Below are 18303 nucleotides of genomic sequence, written 5' to 3' on the forward strand. Positions count from 1 at the left end.
TCGGCGCGGCATAACTCGCCGCTGTAGGCCGACACGGGGCACCAGCGTTCTCGGCCCGTCCCGGCGCCAACGCCAGTTATAGCTTCGGCCCACCTTCCCGCCCTCAGCCCCGTGCGGCTAAGCGGCTATCTGTTATGCCGCTCGCACTGCTACAACTCGGCTCGAACCGGTGAGACACGTTCTTGACGCGCTCTGGATCGGGACGGCGGTCTTGCTCGCTGTCCTCGGCATCGTCGCTCTTGGGCCGGCGCAGGAGTACTACGGTGCGGGGGGTTGTCTCCAGTATTCGTACAGCCCCAGTGCTCTCGTCCTGTACGCCGCCGCTACAGCGTTGGCTGCGCGCCCGCTCTGGCATTGGTCGGTTCGAGTCGGTGGGGGGAGCAGGGTCGCACTCGGGATGGCATCGTTCGGTCTGTGCGCTCTCGCGCTCGCTAGCATCCGCTGCGGTTGGCCGTACGCGAGCCTCTTACCGGTGGACCCGGCGTACTTCGGGCCTGCTGCCGGAGCGGTCGGAGTAAGCGTGATCCTCGCGGTTGGCATGGGAGCCGTGTTCGTTCGGTCGCTCTGGAAGCGACGGCGCTCCGGCGCGGCATAACCCGCGCTTGCAGGCCGACCGAGAGGGCCAGCGTTCTCAGTTCGCCTGAGCAGCGCCGCCAGTCTACCTTCGTCCCACCGCTGCGCCGTCACCTCTCGGCGGCTGAAGCGCCCACTGTTACACCGCGCCTCCTTCGATGCACGTCAGGCGGTGAGCGTCATCTCCCGTTCGGGGGTCTCCACGCGCGGACCGAGGCGGGCGGCTCCGGCCCCACGCTCCGCTCGGTCGGCCTCTGCACCGCGGTCGGCAGGGTAAGCGGTTCGGGGCGGCTCGCCCGGGGCACCGCTCGGGCCTCGGCTCGTTGTCCAGCCGTCGGCGGTCGCCATCGCGGGCGCGGTGCAACTCGCCGCTGCAGGCCGACGAAGGGCGTCGGTCGCGTTGCGGGCTCGCGGGGCCGTCGCGTACGTTGCGCGTCCCCAGCCGCTCGGTGCCCTTCGCGGCTGAGCGGCCCCCTGTTCTACGGCGTGTCCAGCGTCGCCAATCGCGCGGGCGGCTCGCCCGTCAACTCGCGGCGCAGGCGCTCGGCGCTCCGGTGGTCGCCGGACTGCGCGAGGTTGTTGTGCCAGTGAGTCACGTACTTCCGCACGCGCTCAGCGTCGCCCGCCAGTCCCGCGCGGATGATCTGCATGACCTCTGTTGGGATGCGATGCTCGGCCGTAGAACCCGCCGTCGCAGGCCGACCTTGGGCGCGGGCGTCGTCATTCGTCTGAATCGTTTCCATCGTCGTGTGCGCTCTCGCGCGGTTGGTGAATAGTGCCGCCCAAGGCGGCTGAACGGCCATCCGTTACACCGCGCTCCCTTAGCATCAGACCTTGCGCACCGCCTTCCTTGCCGCTGCTGTTCTCGGGTGCCTTGCAGGCGTCGCCTTGAACGTCTATGCTGGCCCCCCTTGCAAGAGGTACAACTATCTCATCGACGCGGGCGCGACGGAAGAGGAGAACCGTCGGGGGATGGAACAGGTCGCCAGGACCCAGCAGTGGGCGTGCTCACACCCGTTCCTGTACCGCGCCCTCTTGCTCTCGGTCGGGCTGGTACCGTTCCTGATCGTGACTGCGGTGGGGGTCGGCGTGGTCGCCCTCGTCCGCCGCGCGGTGTAACCCGCCGCTGCAGGCCGACAAAGAGCGGCTACGTTTCTGCATTGGCCGAGCGCGGCGTATCCTCTCGCCAGTTTCGTCCCTCGTGCCGCCAGCTCTTTGCGGCTGAGCGGCCGTCTGTTCTGCGTCACCTCCGCTCCCGTGATACCAACCGCCTACAAGTGGGAGCTATCGAGCCTGCTCTCGTACCCGCTCGGAGCGAAGAACATCTCTGATGCGCTGGCGGGCGTCCCGCAGTTCGACGCGCTCTCGATTCGGTTCTCGCCGGACCAAGACAACCCGCACCGGGCCGAGAGTCCCTTCTTGGTCCTTCGCGTCAACTACCGAAACAGCGTGCCGGGGCGCTCCGCTTCGAACAACATGATCGAGGAGGGCTGGTACGACCCGAAGTGGGAGATCAGTGTCGGCGCAGTCCCGCGCACTCTCCGTCACTCGGTCAAGACTGCGTTGCTGACAGAGGCGCTGCCGAAGGTTCGCCAGTGGCTCCTGAACAACGCGGATGCGACCGGGCGCGAGGGGCACTCCTGGGTCCGGGTTCGGTACGACGCGGATCAAGAGCGGCTCACCTACGAAACCTCGTCCCGGCTCCGGTGACGCAGAACCCGCGGCTGCAGGCCGACAACGGGCTCCAGCGCTCTTGCTTCGGCCGGGTCTCGGCGTCTACGTTGCCTTTCTCACCGTTCGCGGTCGCTGCCCGTTGCGGCTGAGCCGCAAACTGTTCTACGGCGCTCCCGCCAAGGCCGATCGCCCTCATGGCCGTCTACCGAGTCGATGTGCTAGCCGCCGAGCCGCAGCCGGTCTTCGACTGGATCAAGGCAAACGTACCCGAGGACCAAGTCGTCCGGGTCGTTGCCTTCGAGTCGGTCAAGGGGCACTACTTCAAGTGCGTCTTCCGGCGACAGTCCGACGCAGAGTTGTTCAACCGATGGTGGCGTCCCGAGGTGGAGGACCCCACGGTCAACCCCTTCGGTCACGGTCCGTGGCCCACTCCCTCCATCGCCGAACGCCGCGCCGTAGAACCCACCGCTGCAGGCCGACGAAGGGCGCCAGCGTTCTTGCGCTGGTTTGGCTTCGGCGTCTACGTTGCCCTCACCACCGTTTTGCCGTCGGCGCTTCGCGGCTGAGCGGTCAACTGTTCGCTGTACTCCGTCCCGAATGAAATTTGGCTGGCTCGTTCTCGCCCTCTTCGTCTCAGGGTGCGGAGTAGAACCCACACCAGCACCCGAAGTGGCGCCCGCGGTTGAGCGGTCTACCTCCACCGACCCCGCTCCCTCCGCATCTCCTTCGCCGTCGGTCTACCGCGTCGTCGGCGACTTCGACGGGGACGGGCGCGACGACTACGCGGTGGGCGAGGCGTGCGGGGTCCACGGGGCGTGCGAGTTCGCGGTCTTCCGGGCCGCACCTGACGGGCGCCGCCTCGCGGTTGGCTCGGTGCTGGCGACGTACGACGAGATCAGGCTCTGCCCTGGCGAACCGCCCCGCCTCGTCACTACGGTTCGGCAGGGGACAGCGTACACCCGGGCCGAGTACGTCGTCGGTCTGGACTCGGCCTGGGCTGTCCGAGCGGACACGTCGTCGCTGGAGGGGGGCGGCCCACCCGACTCGTGGTGGACACGGGAGTGCTCCGGGGGCTTGGACTTCTACGAGGCGACCGAGGCCGACGTGGACGCGCGAGGGGACTCGGCGTGGCAGCCGGTCGCGTTCCCGTCTTAGCGCGTTGCCACTCCGTACAGCGAACCCACCGCTGCAGGCCGACCGAGAGGGTCAGCGTTCTCGGCTCGTCCGACCGCCCGCGCAGTCATAGCTTCGTTCCAACGCTCTGCCCTCACCTCTCGGCGGCTGAGCGGTCAACTGTTCTACGGCCTCGATCCCATGAGCACTCGAACCTGGGTTGCCGAAGGCTTCCTGAACGAACCCGACCGATGGCAGCACGTCGTGGAGTGGGCGCTCCCGCTCGCTGACGCGGTCGAGTTCAACGTCCTGTTCGAAGGCGAGGAGGCGGAGCGGATGGTCGAGGGCATCGACGCGGCGCCGCAACCGCTGCCGACGGCGAAGCGGATGTACGCGCACAGCCAGCGGCTCCGGTTCGCGCTCACGGACGACCTCCGACGGCGCCTGCTGTTCGAGCCTTTCATCGGTTGGTACAACGGGCCGCTCGAAGACCCGTCCCTGTGGGCTGGGGACCGGCCGGTCATGGAGACGATCACGCACGAGGGGTACGTCTACGCCCGGCTGTCCGAGACCGAGCGTCAGGCCATGCTCGAAGCCGGGATCGACTTCCAGTATGAGGTGCCGGGGGCCGTAGAACCCGCCGCTGTAGGCCGACGATGGGCGTCAGTGTTCTTGCGCTGGTTCAGGCTCGGCGTCTACGTTGCCCTCACTACCGTTTTGCCCTCAGCCCCTCGCGGCTAAGCGGCCACTCGTTATACGCCCTCTGACTCTGGCTACTGATACCGCATTCCCGCTGCTCGTTCTCGACCTTGACGAGACGTTGCTCCATGCGTCAGAAGCCCCGCTAGACAGGCCGCCAGATTTCAGACTCGGGCCGTACCACGTCTACGAGCGGCCCCATGTCCGCAACTTCCTCACGGGGGCTTCCGGTTCGTTCCGCCTTGCCGTTTGGACCTCGGCAACATCGGGCTTTGCGGTCCCGGCCATTCACAGGATCAGACCTCTAGGCGTCAGCTTCGAGTTCGTCTGGACGCGTGAGCGCTGTACCCGACGCCTTGACATGGAGACGGGCGAGACCGTCTGGGTAAAGGATCTGAAGAAGGTGAAGCGGCGCGGCGACCGTCTCGAACGGGTCTTGATGGTGGACGACACGCCCGCGAAGCTGGCGCGGCAGTACGGCAATCTCGTTCGCGTGTCTCCCTACCTCGGGGCCGAGGCGGACGATGAGTTGCCGGACCTGCTTTCCTACCTTCTGAGCATCCGAGACGAACCAAACTTCCGCCGTATTGAAAAGCGGGGTTGGCGCTCGCAAAAACCGCCGGGCGTATAACCAGCCGCTGCAGGCGGACCGAGGGCGCCAGCGTTCTCGCGCTGTTGGAACGGCACCACTTCCAGCGCTCCGGCCTACCTTCTTGCTGTCTGCCCTTGGCCGCTGAGCGGCCATCCGTTACACCGCCTCGCGATGTCGCTCCCGCCACGGGTTCAGAACTCGCTCCGCCTCGGGCGTGATCTCGCAGCGGAAGCGCCGCCCCTTCAGTCGAAGCGGAAGGCTTGGGTTCACGTCCGGCCTGTGCTCGACGGTCCCGACTTCGATTCGGTTCAGGAGGCCCGGAACCGGGATCGCGTTGGGAAGCGCTACGACTCCGTCCCTATCCGCTTCGTCCTCCGTCGCGTCGAGCTGTCGCCGTGGCATCTACAGGAGGAGTGGGCGGACGACCTCGATGTGGCGATGAGCCAACGACCGGTCCCGGACGAGACTCGCGTCGTGGACACCGAGGCGGACGTACTCGCCGCGCTGGCGGAGTGGGGCGTGGATCCGGAAGCGCTGCGGCTGCCCGTGACCGTTGATTACCCAGAGCCGCCGCCCACGCTCGGCGCCAGCCCGTCGGCGGTGTAACCCGCGGCTGCAGGCCGACGCGGGGCTCTAGCGACCTCGATTCGTGCGGGCTTCGGCGTCTACATTGCCTCGTCCCACCCTCCCGGCGTCAGCCCCGCGCGGCTGAGCCGCAAACTGTTATGCGCCTACTCGTCGTTGTCACCCTCGCGTTGCTTGGGGTCGCGCCAGCAGCAGCGCAGCAGCCCGTGGAGTCGTGCGGCGCTTGGGGCTCGTTCGACTGGCGGGTTCACTTTGGTTTCGGGTCGGACGACTTGGTCTACATCCCGGAGTTCATGCCCGAACCGGTTTCGGACGCCCTCCTCTCTCGTGTCCCGCCTCGGGGGGCGCAACCGGAGCCCGAGTCTTTCTCAATCGCCGTAGCGGTTGTAGACACAGCAGGCGTTGCGACGGACATCGACATCGCGTGCGCTCCTTCTGTGGCGGTCGCGACCGAAGCCGAGTCGCTAATCCGACGCTCCGAGTTTTCCCCGGCACGAGACCGAGGCCAACCGATCCGGCATTTCGTCGTCGTCCCGCTATTGGCTCCTAAACAGCGCGAATAACGCTACGGCGCATAACTCGCGGCTGCAGGCCGACAACGGGCTCCAGCGCTCTCGCTTCGTCCGTGCCTCGGCGTCTACGTTGCCCTTCCTACCATCCGCGGTCGCTGCCCGTTGCGGCTGAGCCGCAATTTGTTACACCGCCCCTCGCACGTGTCTGATCGGCTCCTCGCTGCTGCTCTCTTCGGCGGAGCCGCTTGCCTGCTCGCCGTCGGTTTCTGGGCCGTCTTCTGGGCTGACGTCGCGGCGTTCGGGGCCGCTGTCGGCGTTCCCGCTGCGGCCGTCATCGGTGCGCTCGCGGCTCCCCGTCTCGCCGCTCACGCTGCCACGTCCAGCGGCCCTACGCGGGCGGCCCGGGACGGGGCGGCCGTTGCGATCTGGGCCTACGTGCTCGGAGCGTTCGCGCTCGCGGTGTTCGTGGCGGTTACGGATGGTATTGGGTTTGGCGGGATCGTCCGAGGCTTCGCGCTCGGCCTCCTGTTCTCTCTCGGCTACGGTGCCATCGCGCTCGTTCCAGCACTCATTCTCGGGGCCGGGGCCGGGTGGCTGTTCTACGTCCTCAGGACGAACGCCTCGCCCGCCGGGGCGGTGTAACCCGCGGCTGCAGGCCGACCCAGGGCTCCAGCGTCCTCGGCTCGTCCGGGCGCCAGCGCTACTTTCGGCTCGTTTTACCATCGCGGTCGCTGCCCTGGGCGGCTGAGCCGCAAACTGTTCTACCGCGCCGTCGATTGGAAGGCCGGTGGGGTGGGGCACCGAAGCCCGCGCCAGCGATCCGCTCGGGGAAGTCCGCGCTCGACTGGCGATTGGTTTCGATGTCGTCGGTGCCGCTCGGGAGCGCCGCCAGCGCGGCGAGAACTCCGTTCCGGTCTGGGTCGGAGAGATGAGCGGAGGGTGCCACGCGGTGGGTCCGGTGTCTGCGCTTCGGATGTCGCTTGCGGTGGCCCGTCGGTGTGTGGCGCGGTAGAACCCACCGCTGCAGGCCGACGAAGGGCGCGAGCGTCGTTGCCTTTTTGGGAGGTCACAGCGTACGTTGCTCGTCCATACCTCGCGCCGTGAGCCCTTCGCGGCTGAGCGGCCAACTGTTATGCCGCAGGTCCTAAGCCGCCGCCCACTTTGATCTTCCGCGTCTTCGGATTCGCCTTCGCTCACTTCGTCTTACAGCTCGGCGTTTTCGCCATCACCTTCGCGCTCGGCATGGGCAGGTTCGACACGGGGGAGTCAGCGGGACTATTCGAGAAAGCGCTGGGTGGAGTCTCGGATCTCCTAATGCTGCCGCTCGCTCTCCCGCTCGTTCACTGGTGGCCGTTCGGCGCGACAGGATTCCCGCTCGAACACCTTCCCTTCATCCTCAACAGCCTCCTCTGGGGAGTGGGTTTAGCGTACTTGTGGCGCTGGAAGAGAGGCACCCCCGACGCTTCTCCTCAACCGCCTGCGGCATAACCCGCCGCTGTAGGCCGACGAAGGGCTTTCGGGTTCTCGCTTCTCCATGAGTTTGGTGTTTCTGGTGATCGTTCCAATCGTCGTGCCGTCAGCCCTTCGCGGCTAAGCGGCCTTCTGTTATACGGCCACCCCGAACCTGATCGCCCTACCGATGGACCTCTCTGTCATCTGCCGTGACTGCAAGGAACCGTCTCGGGTTAAGGAGAACGCCCGGGACCGCTTAGTCCTGTCGAAGTCGCTGGGCCGGGAGTTCCAGCACCGGTGTGAGAAGTGCGGTGGCCGGGCGACGTACCACATTGACGATGTGACCGCATCGGCAGCACGGACGAAGCTCTATGGTCTGGTCGCCGCTGTCGCCGTCGCTGGCGTGGCGACGGTCGTGCTCTGGAACCTCGGCTGGGTCAGCACGCTCACCTTCATCCTGTTCGGCGGGATCTACTTCGCGATCCAGCAGGGCGCTGAGACTAAGGCGAAGGCGTTCAATAGCTACAAGCTCGGCCGGTCCCCTAAGGTGGCCGTATAACTCGCCGCTGTAGGCCGACACGGGGCATCAGCGTCTTCGGCTCGTCCGAGCTTCAGTGCTCCAGTAGCTTCGGCCCACTGTCCTGCCCTCAGCCCCGTGCGGCTAAGCGGCCACCTGTTCTACCGCGCTCCCAATGGCACGAGAAAGAAGTCGCCCTCGATCTCATGAGCAGCCAGACGAGGGCGAAGTAGAGTCGCTGGAATTCGCATTCCAGCACAGTCACGACGGAGTGCCTACGGATCAGCGAGACAGCGCTGAGGAGCCAACTCATCCATTCGGAGAGCTGACACCATTCATAGGTCTTGAAAACCATGCCGTGCTAGCGGAAGACAATCCAGTGCTGACCGAGTTGAAAGACGACTTTGAGGCGATCATTGCCGACTTCAACAAGCTCAATATGTCCATCGTCAACCGCTACATTCCGAACGATCCCGGCAGAAAGGAAGGCAGGACTTACGAGCATCTCTCCCGAAAGGTAGACGCACTCCAAATGAGAATGCTCGAATGGCGAGCGGCAGCGTTTCGGTACATGAGCGCCCCCAACATCGTCGTCGCCTCAATTGGCGAGTCTGACCGCGACATGGTGCTACTGCTTGAAAACCGAGCCCTGAACCTGATTACCACCCTGCGAAGCGACCTGTCGATCTACCAGTCAACGCTCGCTAGCAATCACCAAATCATGGTCTCGACGGCGGTGGCTAATAAGAGCTTTACCGTAGCAATGAGGGCTTACTACATCACGGCGGCAGGGCTCGTAGCTGCTGTGATTGGAATCCTGATGGCTCTTTAAGAACCCAGCTCCGGCCACCGCGCGGTAGAACCCACCGCTGCAGGCCGACCCCAAGCGCCAGCGCTTTCAGTTCCGCCAGCCGTCGGGGTATCCTGCGCTTCGCCCCACCCGCCAGCCCTCAGCTTGGGGCGGCTGAGCGGTCAATGTTACACCGCCTCGCATCGTCCCGTTTGCCGAACGTCGAGCCAGAGTCGATTCTAGAGGCCGTCGTCCTTCGAGGCGGCGCCCCGACCCTTGAGCAACTGGCGGGACCTGAACCTGGCCGCGCGCTTCTCGACCCAACCACGCTCGGCAGCAGGCTCACTAGCCGAAGACTCGAAGCGTGTGGCTACGAACTGATGTTCTGGGACCTCAGGCTGGACGGTGATTCGGTCTCATCGGTAGACGTTCAATTCCGCCGCCCCTCTGGCTTCTCGGCGCTGCTCTGGAGCCCAAACCGAAAGCTCCTGGCGCGATTGAGGAAATGGGCTGACGGGAACCTCGGACGGCTCTCGTGCCACCGGGTCTCCGGCGGTGACGGTGTACAGTACCACTACGGGGCGTCTCGCAACTTCGCCCCTATGACTGCGCTTGATAGGTGGGACAGCCAGTTCGCTATCGTCGAGGAGCGCCATTCGTCGGGGCAAGTCTCGGAACGGTCAACCTCTACTCGGAACGACTTTGTGATCGTCCGCTTTCGCAGACCCCCGGCGGTGTAATCCGCGCTTGCAGGCCGACCGCACGCTCCGGCGTCGTTGCCTCGTCTAAGCGTCAGCGTATCCTTCGCCTCGTCTCACCGCCCCGCCGCGTGCGGCGGCTGAATCGCAAATCGTTAGCTGCCTATGCAAGGCCTCGCTCGTCTCGCGCTCACTTCTCTCCTCGTGGCCTTGGCGGCCGGGTGCGACTCCCAGCCTAGCCCAGACGTGGTGTATTCGCTCGACGAGGTCGCCATGAGACCGACCCCTCTCATCGGATGGTCGACCGCCGCCCTCCTCTACGACTACCCCGAGTTCGCCAGTCGTGCAGGGATCGACGGCGCGGTACGGGTATCCGTCGTGGTCGGGCCGGACGGCACGAGCCAAGACCCGAGGATCGAGTCGAGCCCCAACGAGCTCCTCAGCGAACACGCCCTCGCGACGGTACGGGCGTTGGTGTGGGAGCCCGGCGAAGTGAACGGAGCGGCCGTGCGGGTCCGTGGTGACGTCTGCGTACGGTACGAGTTGGAGGGCACGGGGGTCGAGGCCGTGGGGAGCACCGTGTTCGGGTGGTGCGGCAGCTAACCAGCCGCTGTAGGCCGACCGGGGGCGCCAGCGTTCTTGGCTCGGCCAAGCAGCGGCGTCTACTTTCGCTCGTCTACCCGCCGCGCCGCCAGCCCCGGCGGCTAAGCGGCCATCCGTTCTGCGGCCTCGAACGCCTCGCCATCTGTGACTGTCAGGATCGCCCCCGCACAAGGCTCCATCGTTGAAGTCGGCAGCGAGGCTGTCCGGTTCACCGATGCGGAAGGGAATTCTGGTGTCGCGAACCTCCGCCCGCTCCGACCAGAGTCGCGGAAGATCGTCGGAGAGCACAACTTGAAGGAGACGCCGTGTTGGGTACAACTCGACGGCGTCCGCTTCGAGTTCGAGACCCGCAAGTCTGCTTATGAGGAGCTTGTCGATCCGATGCTCCGACTCGACCGCCACACGCGCAAAGGACGGAGGTTCGCGCGGTCAGAAGGCAAGCTCTTGATCCCGGCGGACAGCCGCTGGAATCACGCCCTGTTGGCCGTCGCGATCTGTTTGGTCGTGCTGACGGGGCTGCTGGCGGTGCTGACGGACCAATGGTGGGCGATATGGCTCGCCGTCGCCGCGCTGCTTCGGGCGGCATACGACGGGGTGGTTCACCTGAAGAAGAAGTGGGACGGCAAGAGCGGGGTTCTCTGACTCCTTGCTCAGGGCCGCAGAACCCGCGGCTGCAGGCCGACGCGGGGCTCCAGCGTTCTCAACTCCAGCGGGCATCGGCGTCTACATTGCCTCGTCCCACCCTCACGGCGTCAGCCCCACGCGGCTGAGCCGCAAACTGTTACACCGCCAGCCCGAACCGTTGTCGCTCAGTAACGATCTGATGTACGGGGTCCTCGCAATCGTGGTCGGTCTGGCACCACTCGCATATATCGTCTTTCGATTCCTGAGAGCAGCGTTCCGGTACGACCCGCAGGACCGTAGGAAAGCGGGAGACCTGGCAGCAGACTTCTACCGCTTGATCATTGGAGGTCTGGTCCTAGCGGCCTGGGGAGTGACGCAGATTCCGTAGCCGCACACGCACACGCTGGCGGTGTAACTCGCCGCTGCAGGCCGACGATAGGCTCTAGCGTTCTTGGCTTCGGCGGGGCTCGGCGCTTACGTTGCCCGTCCCGACCGCCAGCGCCTCAGCCTCTCGCGGCTGAGCGTCCAACTGTTATGTGGAGCACCGACCGCCTGCGCTTCATGCTAATTCGGTTGGCCATATGAGTGTAGCTTTAGCCAGAGCCATTGCCTCTCCCCCCTCCGTCCGATGAGCACTCTACCGTCCCTGAAAATCATCGATGTCCATCAGTTGCTCTTGGATGTTGAGAATCCCAGGTTACCCGCTCACGCCCCTGACCAGCCTAGCACTATCCAGGCCATGGCGGGAACCCAGGGGAAGAATTTGGTCGGAATGGCAGAGCACATCTTGGAGCACGGTCCCAGCCCTGCTGACCTGCCAATTGTCATGCCTGCGGCAAACGGCAGCTACATAGTTCTTGATGGCAACAGGAGGCTAACAGCCCTAAAGGCTTTGGAGAGTCCGAGCCTGATCGACGGCGCGGTTCCTTCGGCTGTCCTTAAGCAAATCAAGGAACTGTCGAAGCAGTACCACAAGAATCCTGTAGACAGCCTCCGTTGTTTCGTGGCCGCTGACCGTGTTGAGGCCGACCCATGGATTCAGAATCGGCACAGGGGGCTGCGCGGAGGTTCTGGTCTCGACGAATGGGACGGATACGTAGCTGCTCGTTACGACGCCTTGACTGGCGACAAGTCAATAGCGCTCCAGGTAATTGACTTTGTGACTGGTCAATCCAAGCTCTCCGAAAAGTCCCTTACTCGTATTCGCTCAGGGAAATTCCCTGTAACGACACTAGAGCGCATACTGAAGACGCCGTATGTGCGAAGCAAGCTAGGTTTTGACATCAAGAAGGGAGATGTTACGACACAGCTGCCGACTAGCGAAGTCGTCAAAGGATTGGCAAGGATAGTGGAGGATGTTGGATCTGGTGACGTGACCGTCACAGATGTCAAGAAGGTGGATCAAAGGATAAAATATGTAGACAGTTTTGTAAAGGAGGATTTGCCTGATCTCACGAAGTCATCTGGCAAGCCTAGGCCTGTTGATGAAGAGCCCCCGATAGCAAAGAAGAAACGCAAGCGCCCTCAGCCTAAGCCCCGGACCAGAACGACTCTCATCCCTCCTGGCCTCAGCACTGGAATCTCTCAGCACCGAATCCAGGCGATAGCCGAGGAGTTACAGTCCCTCAACGCTGACAAGCACCCAAACGCGGCGGCGGTGATGATGCGAGTCCTCATTGAGTTGAGCCTTGACCACTTCCTAGAGCAAACCGCTGGCTGGTCTGAACAGAAGGTGGACGGCTCCCACCTGGCCCAAAAGCTGACGGCGGCTGCGAATCACTTGAAGCAGTCCGGCGCCATGTCAGATCAACAGCTTGCGCCAGTGAAAAAGGCCGCTGCAGGTCAGACCCTTCTCGCCGCTTCGATCAGGACCATGCACGGGTACGTCCACAATCGCTATTTTTCAGCTGTGGCCTCGGAGCTGAAGACGGCATGGGATGACCTCCAAATGTTCATGACCAAAATCTGGTCTTAGGCCAAATTATCCAGCGATGCGCTCGCTAAAATCATGTCCCATTTTCTTTCTCCGCTCAGATATCCCGGCGGCAAACGTAAACTTTCTAACTTTGTCAAACTAGTTTACAGACAAAACAACCTCTTGGGAGGTATTTATGCCGAGCCCTATGCAGGCGGCGCAGCGGTTGCGCTATCACTTTTATTTGGAGAATATGCGAGAAATGTATATATAAATGATATTGACAGGTCAATTTATGCTTTCTGGAAATCTGTATTGGACCATACTGATGAGCTGTGTCGACGCATTGACATGGCCGAGGTCTCAGTCGAGGAATGGGAGCGACAGCGATCCGTCCAAGATGCCGAAAGCCCATCGCTAGCCGACCTTGGGTTTTCAACATTTTATCTTAACAGGACCAATAGATCTGGAATAATCAGGGGCGGCGTTATCGGGGGCAGGGAGCAAGATGGGGACTGGAAGATTGATGCCAGATTTAATAAGGCCGATCTGATCAAGCGCATCAAGAAGATAGCTCGGTACAAAAGCCGCATCACACTGTCCAATCTCGATGCGACGATCTTCTTAGAAGGCCTTCGTCCTGTCCTTGATAGCACATCGCTTGTGTATCTCGATCCTCCCTATTATGTCAAGGGAGGTGATCTCTATGAAAACCATTACCGTCACGAGGACCACGAGCTGATTGCTAGGCTTATCATGTCTTTCGAAACACCGTGGCTTGTCACTTACGATGATGTGAAACCGATTTGTGATATGTATCTCGATTCGCCGAGTCTCAATTATGGACTTAGTTATTCGGCGCAGGACAGGTACAAGGGCTCGGAGGTGATGTTTTACTCTGACGGGCTATTGCTTCCTGAGGTTGAGGACCCCGCCCGGATTCGTAAACAGGATTTCAATGTGCTGCAGAAAGAGATGCAATTCTAGTCGCAATATTGCCAGCTCCACATAACCCGCGGCTGCAGGCCGACCCAGGGCTCCAGCGTCCTCGACTCGTCCGGGCGTCGGCACTACCTTTGCCTCGTTCAACCATCGCGGTCGCTGCCCTGAGCGGCTGAGCCGCAAACTGTTATGCCGCACTCCCACCCCTTCTCCTCATGCCGGTAACGATCTCGTACGACCTCCGCGAGGTCACCAACAACCAACGCACGTATATCCGTAGCATGTTGGAGCGCTTCAACTGGAAGCGTTTGGGCGGGAGTGTTTTCCGCTACGACGGCGTCCTGCAAGAGGACGGAACCCTATATGAGGACTGGTTCAACCATGTTGTACCGTCCCTAATGTTCATGCGTTCGTACGCTCTAGCAAACGATATTCAGATTCGGTTCTTTACTCTAGATGCTGCTGGAAACACCTTCATCGATCTGAGCGATGAGGACCTTCCCTACGGTGAGTCGCCCACGGATGGACCCAATCTCCCGCTCGTAGAGCCGACGAATGTTCAATCAGCGGTTGGGACTATTCGCGATTTTGTAGATGCAGCTACCAACTCTGCTAACGGTGCGGCATAACCCACCGCTGCAGGCCGACAGCACGCGCGGGCGTTCTTGCCTCGTCCGAACAACGGCGTATCCTGCGGCTCGTCCTACCCGCCAGTCGTCAGCGTGCTGCGGCTGAGCGGTCAACTGTTAGCACGCTGCCTCTCGCACCGAACCTCTGGCTCGTTTCGTCCTCACCTTGCTTGCCTTCTGCGGGCTCTGCGCTTGCGGCGATCCCGACCCGGAGTGCAAGCGGGTCGCCGGGCTGATCCAACAGTGCAACGTCTATGATGACCGCGCGCACGAGGTCTACGTTGCTGGGACCGTAGACGCACCGCCGTCGCAGGACTACATCCGCCTGCTGGCTCGGGGCGTGACTGGCGGGCCGAACGTGGTCGCCGTCGATACGTGCGGAGCGAGGAAGCGGGTGTACCTGCTGGAAGGGTTGTTCGACGTCGACACGACGGCGGCGCCGTTCGACGTGGAAGACATGACGGGCAACTTCGCGGGGACCCGGGAGTCAGTCTTCGCCAAGCGCGACAGCCTATTCGCGGCCCGACCGTCGTGCTTCGTCCGAGACGAGCGGTGAGTGCGCTCGCGCTCCGTCCAGCCGGGCAGCGTGCTAACCCGCGCTTGCAGGCCGACCGTGAGGGTCAGCGCTCTCGGCTCGTCCAAACGTCGCCGCATTCAAAGCTTCGTCCCACCGCTGTGCCGTCACCTCTCGGCGGCTGAATCGCCATCCGTTATGCGCCTACCGAACCGATAGCGATGTCCGAAGAGACGCAGCATCTTGTCAAGGCGCTTCGCCGCATCAGAGAGAAGCCGCTCGATTCGACAGATGATCTGGCGGTTCGGAGGGGTGAGTTCGTGAGTGTGCTGAACAGGATCTATGGCCCCGGAAGTCCGCAGGAGCAGCAGGTCAATCGAATCAAGTACTACCGACGGGTGGGCTCGGGATCGATTAGCATGGGCGGTGCGGTCAGCGGCTTTGCGGTCTCCGAAAACTTTGCGGAGTGCAAGAAGCGACTCCACGGGCTGATCGACGGCGCGGTTGAGGAACTAGAATCCTTGGGCCTCCCTACTAAGCCGTCACCCGCGAGCAGTGGCCTGAGCGTCTCAGTAAACCAAACCGTGAACCTCAACGTCGTGATTGAGGCTGTCAAGGACGAGTTGACTGGTCAGCAGCTGAAAGAGCTAAGAGAGGCTCTTTCCGAGCCGGGCACGCCTGAGCAGAAACGGTCCAGGGTGCTGGAAAAGGCCAAGTCGTTTGGTAGTGACGTGGCGTCAAACATCCTTGCCGGCATCATCACTAACCCTCAGATTTTAGGCTCCATATAGTCAACGGCGCATAACCCGCCGCTGCGCAGATCGGCGCGTCGATCCGGGGGACGGTCTGCAGGACATCGGCCGCGGCCTCGCGCACGCTGGCCAGCGAGGCGAGGTCCGTGCGGATGAACGACACGTCAGCGCCCTCACCGAGTTCTCCCTTCAGCTCTGCGACCGCCGCCCGCGACTTCTCGACCGAGCGGTTGAGCATCACGACGGTGGCCTTCTTCTTCAGGAGCGTCCGCGCCGCCTGGAAGCCGGCGCCGGAGTTCGCGCCGGTGATGAGAAAGGTCTTGCCTGCGAGGGAGCCGAGGCGATCGGGTGTCCAGCCCTTTGGGCCGAATGGGTTCGTAGTGTTCATGGGTCAGAGGGCGGCGTCAAGATCTGCACTGTACCTCCGCAGCTGAGGTCTGGGTGCTCGACATTCCACCTCAAACACGCCTGATTCCCTCAACGGTGTATGATCGGGCACGCGCTCGCAGTACCCTTCCGGCATGATCGAACTGCCCGCCCTGGTCGCCCGACACCTCCCTGCACCGGGCCTTCTCGACACCCCCCTCGACGGTGTCCAGTTGTTCCGGGCCGACGCCGCCATCCCCCGTGTGAGCGCCGTGTACCCGCCGAGCCTGTGCGTCATCGTGCAAGGCACGAAGCGAGCGTACCTCCAGGGGGAGACGCACGCGTTCGAGGCCGGCCAGGTGCTGTGCGTAGCGATGTCGATCCCCATCGAGACGGAGGTTACGGCGGCCACGCCGGAAGTCCCCCTCCTGGGACTGATGGTGAGCCTGGAGAGCCGCGTCGCCGCTGAGACCCTCGTCGCGTGCCAGGCCGCGCGGACATCGGCCGCCTTCGACGCCGACAATGACACCATGGAGTGTTCGGTCGGCCTCGGAGTCGCGCGTGTGGACGAGGCCCTGGCGGACGCACTCGGACGAATGCTCCACCTCCTCAGCGCCCCCGAGGCGGCCCGGGTCCTGGGGCCGGGACGCGTCCGGGAGGTCCTCTACGCCGCCGTTCGGGGCGAGGCCGGTACGTTCATTCGGAACCACCTCGGCGGAGGGCAGGAGATCGCGCGCGTCGTGGGCTACGTGCGCGACCACGTCCACGAGCCGATCTCGGTCGATGACCTCGCGCGGCGCGCGGGGATGAGCCGGTCGGCGTTCGACCGCCGGTTCAAGGAGGCCACGACCTACGCCCCGCTGCAGTTCGTCAAGGCGATGCGGCTGGGCAACGCCGCGCTGAGGCTCCGACAGGGCGCCTCGGTGGGGGAGGCTGCGTACGCCGTGGGGTACGCGAGCGCGTCGCAGTTCAGCCGCGAGTTCCGGCGCCACTTCGGAGCGTCGCCGCGGGCGTGGGGCCGCGCTCACGAGGGCGATGGGTCGGAGTCCCTGTCCGTCTCGTTCCCCTCCGTCGCGGGCTGAGCCGGTGTGTAGGCGAGAGCCTCACAATGCCGCAGACCCCGCCGCTGCCGACCGACGCCACGCGTGAGCGTCCTCGTCACGCCTTGGCTTCTGTATTGTCGGATGCGGTCCGCCAGTGGGTAGCGCGCCTCGGCACCGGCGCGCGCCGCCCGAACATCAGGAGGGCCGTCGAGATCGCTCTCAACGGCCCTCCTGGGGTGCCCGAGACTGAAACATAACACCGTTTCAGCTGAGACGACTTGAACGCAAAAGCACCGTTTCTGAATCAGAATGACCGATTTGACGGGAGGTGGCGGGACCTGGAACGGGTTGACACCTTTGGCACCTTTGGCACCTTTGGCAAACTTGGCGTCGCATCAACCCCCCTCTCCCATGCCCGCAGTCACCCCCGTCCTCTGGCACTACCGGACGAACAAGGACGGCCTCTCCCCCATCTACCTCAGGCTGGCCGACGGTCAGAAAACCCGGTACCGCTCGCTGAAGGTGTCCGTACGTGAGGGCCAGTGGAACGACCGCGCCTGCCGTGTGAGCGGGCGCCACCCAAACGCGGCCGAGATCAACAAGATGATCGCCGATGAGGTCCAGCGGGCCGAGGACGAGGTGTTCCGCCGGACGGCCGTCGGCGAGCGGACCGACGCCGACGCCGTGGCCCGGTCGCTCACCGTCCGTCCGACCGACGACAAGCCCGGCCAGTCCGACTTCTTCTCGTTCGCCGACGAGTTGGTTGGCGGGTACAAGACGCGGGGCCAGATGTGGACCCATGACCGGTACGTCTCGGTGCTCAAGAAGATGAGGGCGTACACCGGTGAGCCGTTCGCCTTCTCCGGGCTCACTCCCGCGTTTCTCCGCCGCTACGAGGCCCACCTCGCCAAGGAGTACGGGAACACCGTGAACACCATCGCCACGAACCTCTCGACGATCAAGACGGTCATCCGCCGGGCCATTGCGGAGGGGCTTATGGAGTATGGGGCAAACCCCTTCCTATCCCACTCGATCCGTACGGAGCCGACGGCACCCGTCCGATTCACACTCACGGAGGTCCGTGCGCTGGAAGCCCTCAACCTCCCGTTTGGCACGCCGCTCCGTGTCGCCCGTGACACGTTCCTCCTCCAGTTCTACAGCGGAGGGGCTCGGTTCAGCGACGTGGCCGACCTACGCTGGGGTTCGGTCCAATCAAAAACCATCAGCTACCGGGCGTCAAAGACGAAGAAGGTAGTCGAGGTCCCGCTCCTGCCCCAGGCCGAGACCGTCATCGCCCCGTATCGCACGGACAGTTCAGGGCCGCGAGACCACGTGCTCCCGCACCTTGCTGGCCGCGACCTTTCCACACCGGAGGCCCGCAAGAAGGCGGTCCGCTCGTGCACGACGCTGACGAACAAGGCACTCAAGGAGATCGCGACCATGGCCGAGATCGACAAGAACCTGACGACCCACGTGGCCCGTCACTCGTTCGCCGACCACTGCCGGACGATGGGCCTGAGCGTCTACGACATCTCGAAGGCCATGCGACACTCGTCGATCAAGATGACTGAGCGGTACCTCGCCCGACTCGACACCGGCAGCCTCGGGGACAAGATGGCCGAGCTGTTCTCGTAAACCGGGACGACAGTGTCCTCGGCTCCCATCGAGACCGACAGTTTGAACCACAGCCCCCCGCCTCAGATCTTGCGG

Annotated in this window: 20 protein-coding genes and 1 pseudogene; 19 read left to right on the forward strand and 2 right to left on the reverse strand. The window is 63.6% G+C overall.

Features of this window, described 5'->3' with window-relative positions; all coding sequences use genetic code 11:
• Positions 1 to 1052 precede the first annotated feature (1052 nt).
• Positions 1053 to 1223, reverse strand: a complete 171-nt coding sequence (locus B1759_RS19850) for a hypothetical protein (RefSeq protein WP_158225317.1) — start codon at positions 1221 to 1223, stop codon at positions 1053 to 1055.
• A 184-nt stretch (positions 1224 to 1407) separates the two neighbouring features.
• Here B1759_RS19850 and B1759_RS16480 point away from each other — a divergent pair, with 184 nt between their 5' ends.
• From B1759_RS16480 to B1759_RS19445, 17 genes are all read left to right on the forward strand, one after another.
• Positions 1408 to 1692, forward strand: a complete 285-nt coding sequence (locus B1759_RS16480; protein ID WP_095516184.1) for a hypothetical protein — start codon at positions 1408 to 1410, stop codon at positions 1690 to 1692.
• A gap of 138 nt (positions 1693 to 1830) precedes the next feature.
• The gene (locus tag B1759_RS16485) at positions 1831 to 2283 is read left to right on the forward strand and encodes a hypothetical protein (RefSeq protein ID WP_143537444.1); all 453 of its coding nucleotides are present in this window, start codon (positions 1831 to 1833) and stop codon (positions 2281 to 2283) included.
• A 158-nt stretch (positions 2284 to 2441) separates the two neighbouring features.
• A complete protein-coding gene (locus B1759_RS16490; RefSeq protein ID WP_095516186.1) occupies positions 2442 to 2813 on the forward strand; it encodes a hypothetical protein in 372 nt (123 codons plus the stop codon).
• A gap of 103 nt (positions 2814 to 2916) precedes the next feature.
• Complete coding sequence (locus tag B1759_RS19855; protein WP_095516187.1) at positions 2917 to 3402, forward strand: hypothetical protein; 486 nt, start codon at positions 2917 to 2919, stop codon at positions 3400 to 3402.
• A gap of 159 nt (positions 3403 to 3561) precedes the next feature.
• On the forward strand, positions 3562 to 4101 hold the full coding sequence (locus B1759_RS16500) for a hypothetical protein (protein WP_095516188.1): 540 nt from the start codon (positions 3562 to 3564) through the stop codon (positions 4099 to 4101).
• Complete coding sequence (locus tag B1759_RS16505; protein ID WP_255380566.1) at positions 4061 to 4690, forward strand: HAD family hydrolase; 630 nt, start codon at positions 4061 to 4063, stop codon at positions 4688 to 4690. Before B1759_RS16500 ends, B1759_RS16505 begins: the two co-directional genes overlap by 41 nt.
• A gap of 240 nt (positions 4691 to 4930) precedes the next feature.
• Positions 4931 to 5257, forward strand: coding sequence for a hypothetical protein (locus B1759_RS16510; RefSeq protein WP_143537445.1), 327 nt, complete (start codon positions 4931 to 4933; stop codon positions 5255 to 5257).
• Positions 5258 to 5949: 692 nt separating this feature from the next.
• Positions 5950 to 6390, forward strand: a complete 441-nt coding sequence (locus tag B1759_RS16515) for a hypothetical protein (RefSeq protein ID WP_143537446.1) — start codon at positions 5950 to 5952, stop codon at positions 6388 to 6390.
• A gap of 519 nt (positions 6391 to 6909) precedes the next feature.
• Positions 6910 to 7236 (forward strand): hypothetical protein, encoded by a 327-nt coding sequence (locus B1759_RS16520; protein WP_095516191.1) that lies wholly within the window; start codon positions 6910 to 6912, stop codon positions 7234 to 7236.
• A 151-nt stretch (positions 7237 to 7387) separates the two neighbouring features.
• Positions 7388 to 7759: a hypothetical protein gene (locus B1759_RS16525; RefSeq protein WP_095516192.1), complete on the forward strand. Its 372-nt coding sequence runs from the start codon at positions 7388 to 7390 to the stop codon at positions 7757 to 7759.
• Positions 7760 to 7988: 229 nt separating this feature from the next.
• Complete coding sequence (locus tag B1759_RS16530) at positions 7989 to 8549, forward strand: hypothetical protein (protein WP_143537447.1); 561 nt, start codon at positions 7989 to 7991, stop codon at positions 8547 to 8549.
• 929 nt (positions 8550 to 9478) lie between these two features.
• A complete protein-coding gene (locus B1759_RS16535; RefSeq protein WP_158225319.1) occupies positions 9479 to 9808 on the forward strand; it encodes an energy transducer TonB in 330 nt (109 codons plus the stop codon).
• 144 nt (positions 9809 to 9952) lie between these two features.
• Positions 9953 to 10450 carry a hypothetical protein gene (locus B1759_RS16540; RefSeq protein ID WP_095516195.1) on the forward strand — a complete coding sequence of 166 codons (498 nt, stop codon included), beginning with the start codon at positions 9953 to 9955 and terminating at the stop codon, positions 10448 to 10450.
• A 610-nt stretch (positions 10451 to 11060) separates the two neighbouring features.
• Positions 11061 to 12407 (forward strand): hypothetical protein, encoded by a 1347-nt coding sequence (locus B1759_RS19440; protein WP_143537448.1) that lies wholly within the window; start codon positions 11061 to 11063, stop codon positions 12405 to 12407.
• 33 nt (positions 12408 to 12440) lie between these two features.
• Complete coding sequence (locus B1759_RS16550; RefSeq protein ID WP_095516197.1) at positions 12441 to 13334, forward strand: DNA adenine methylase; 894 nt, start codon at positions 12441 to 12443, stop codon at positions 13332 to 13334.
• Between the two features lie 750 nt (positions 13335 to 14084).
• On the forward strand, positions 14085 to 14474 hold the full coding sequence (locus B1759_RS16555; protein ID WP_095516198.1) for a hypothetical protein: 390 nt from the start codon (positions 14085 to 14087) through the stop codon (positions 14472 to 14474).
• Between the two features lie 179 nt (positions 14475 to 14653).
• Complete coding sequence (locus tag B1759_RS19445; RefSeq protein ID WP_143537449.1) at positions 14654 to 15223, forward strand: hypothetical protein; 570 nt, start codon at positions 14654 to 14656, stop codon at positions 15221 to 15223.
• Between the two features lie 16 nt (positions 15224 to 15239).
• Here the strand turns inward: B1759_RS19445 and B1759_RS16560 are convergent.
• A pseudogene (locus B1759_RS16560) lies at positions 15240 to 15572 on the reverse strand (SDR family NAD(P)-dependent oxidoreductase); the annotation flags it as partial.
• 133 nt (positions 15573 to 15705) lie between these two features.
• Between B1759_RS16560 and B1759_RS20495 the strand changes: the two are divergent.
• Entirely contained in the window at positions 15706 to 16632 is a 927-nt protein-coding gene (locus tag B1759_RS20495; protein ID WP_095516200.1) for an AraC family transcriptional regulator, read from the forward strand.
• A 372-nt stretch (positions 16633 to 17004) separates the two neighbouring features.
• Positions 17005 to 18228, forward strand: coding sequence for a site-specific integrase (locus tag B1759_RS16570; RefSeq protein ID WP_158225320.1), 1224 nt, complete (start codon positions 17005 to 17007; stop codon positions 18226 to 18228).
• Positions 18229 to 18303: the final 75 nt, after the last annotated feature.

Source organism: Rubrivirga sp. SAORIC476 (assembly GCF_002283555.1).
In the GTDB taxonomy this organism is placed as follows: Bacteria; Bacteroidota; Rhodothermia; order Rhodothermales; family Rubricoccaceae; genus Rubrivirga.

Excerpts from the sequence above, each read along its gene's own strand:
- B1759_RS19850 (WP_158225317.1), bottom strand. The coding sequence starts at position 1,223 with ATGCAGATCATCCGCGCGGGACTGGCGGGCGACGCTGAGCGCGTGCGG.
- B1759_RS16490 (WP_095516186.1), top strand. The coding sequence starts at position 2,442 with ATGGCCGTCTACCGAGTCGATGTGCTAGCCGCCGAGCCGCAGCCGGTC.
- B1759_RS16500 (WP_095516188.1), top strand. The coding sequence starts at position 3,562 with ATGAGCACTCGAACCTGGGTTGCCGAAGGCTTCCTGAACGAACCCGAC.
- B1759_RS16525 (WP_095516192.1), top strand. The coding sequence starts at position 7,388 with ATGGACCTCTCTGTCATCTGCCGTGACTGCAAGGAACCGTCTCGGGTT.
- B1759_RS16535 (WP_158225319.1), top strand. The coding sequence starts at position 9,479 with ATGAGACCGACCCCTCTCATCGGATGGTCGACCGCCGCCCTCCTCTAC.
- B1759_RS19440 (WP_143537448.1), top strand. The coding sequence starts at position 11,061 with ATGAGCACTCTACCGTCCCTGAAAATCATCGATGTCCATCAGTTGCTC.
- B1759_RS16550 (WP_095516197.1), top strand. The coding sequence starts at position 12,441 with ATGTCCCATTTTCTTTCTCCGCTCAGATATCCCGGCGGCAAACGTAAA.
- B1759_RS19445 (WP_143537449.1), top strand. The coding sequence starts at position 14,654 with ATGTCCGAAGAGACGCAGCATCTTGTCAAGGCGCTTCGCCGCATCAGA.
- B1759_RS20495 (WP_095516200.1), top strand. The coding sequence starts at position 15,706 with ATGATCGAACTGCCCGCCCTGGTCGCCCGACACCTCCCTGCACCGGGC.
- B1759_RS16570 (WP_158225320.1), top strand. The coding sequence starts at position 17,005 with ATGCCCGCAGTCACCCCCGTCCTCTGGCACTACCGGACGAACAAGGAC.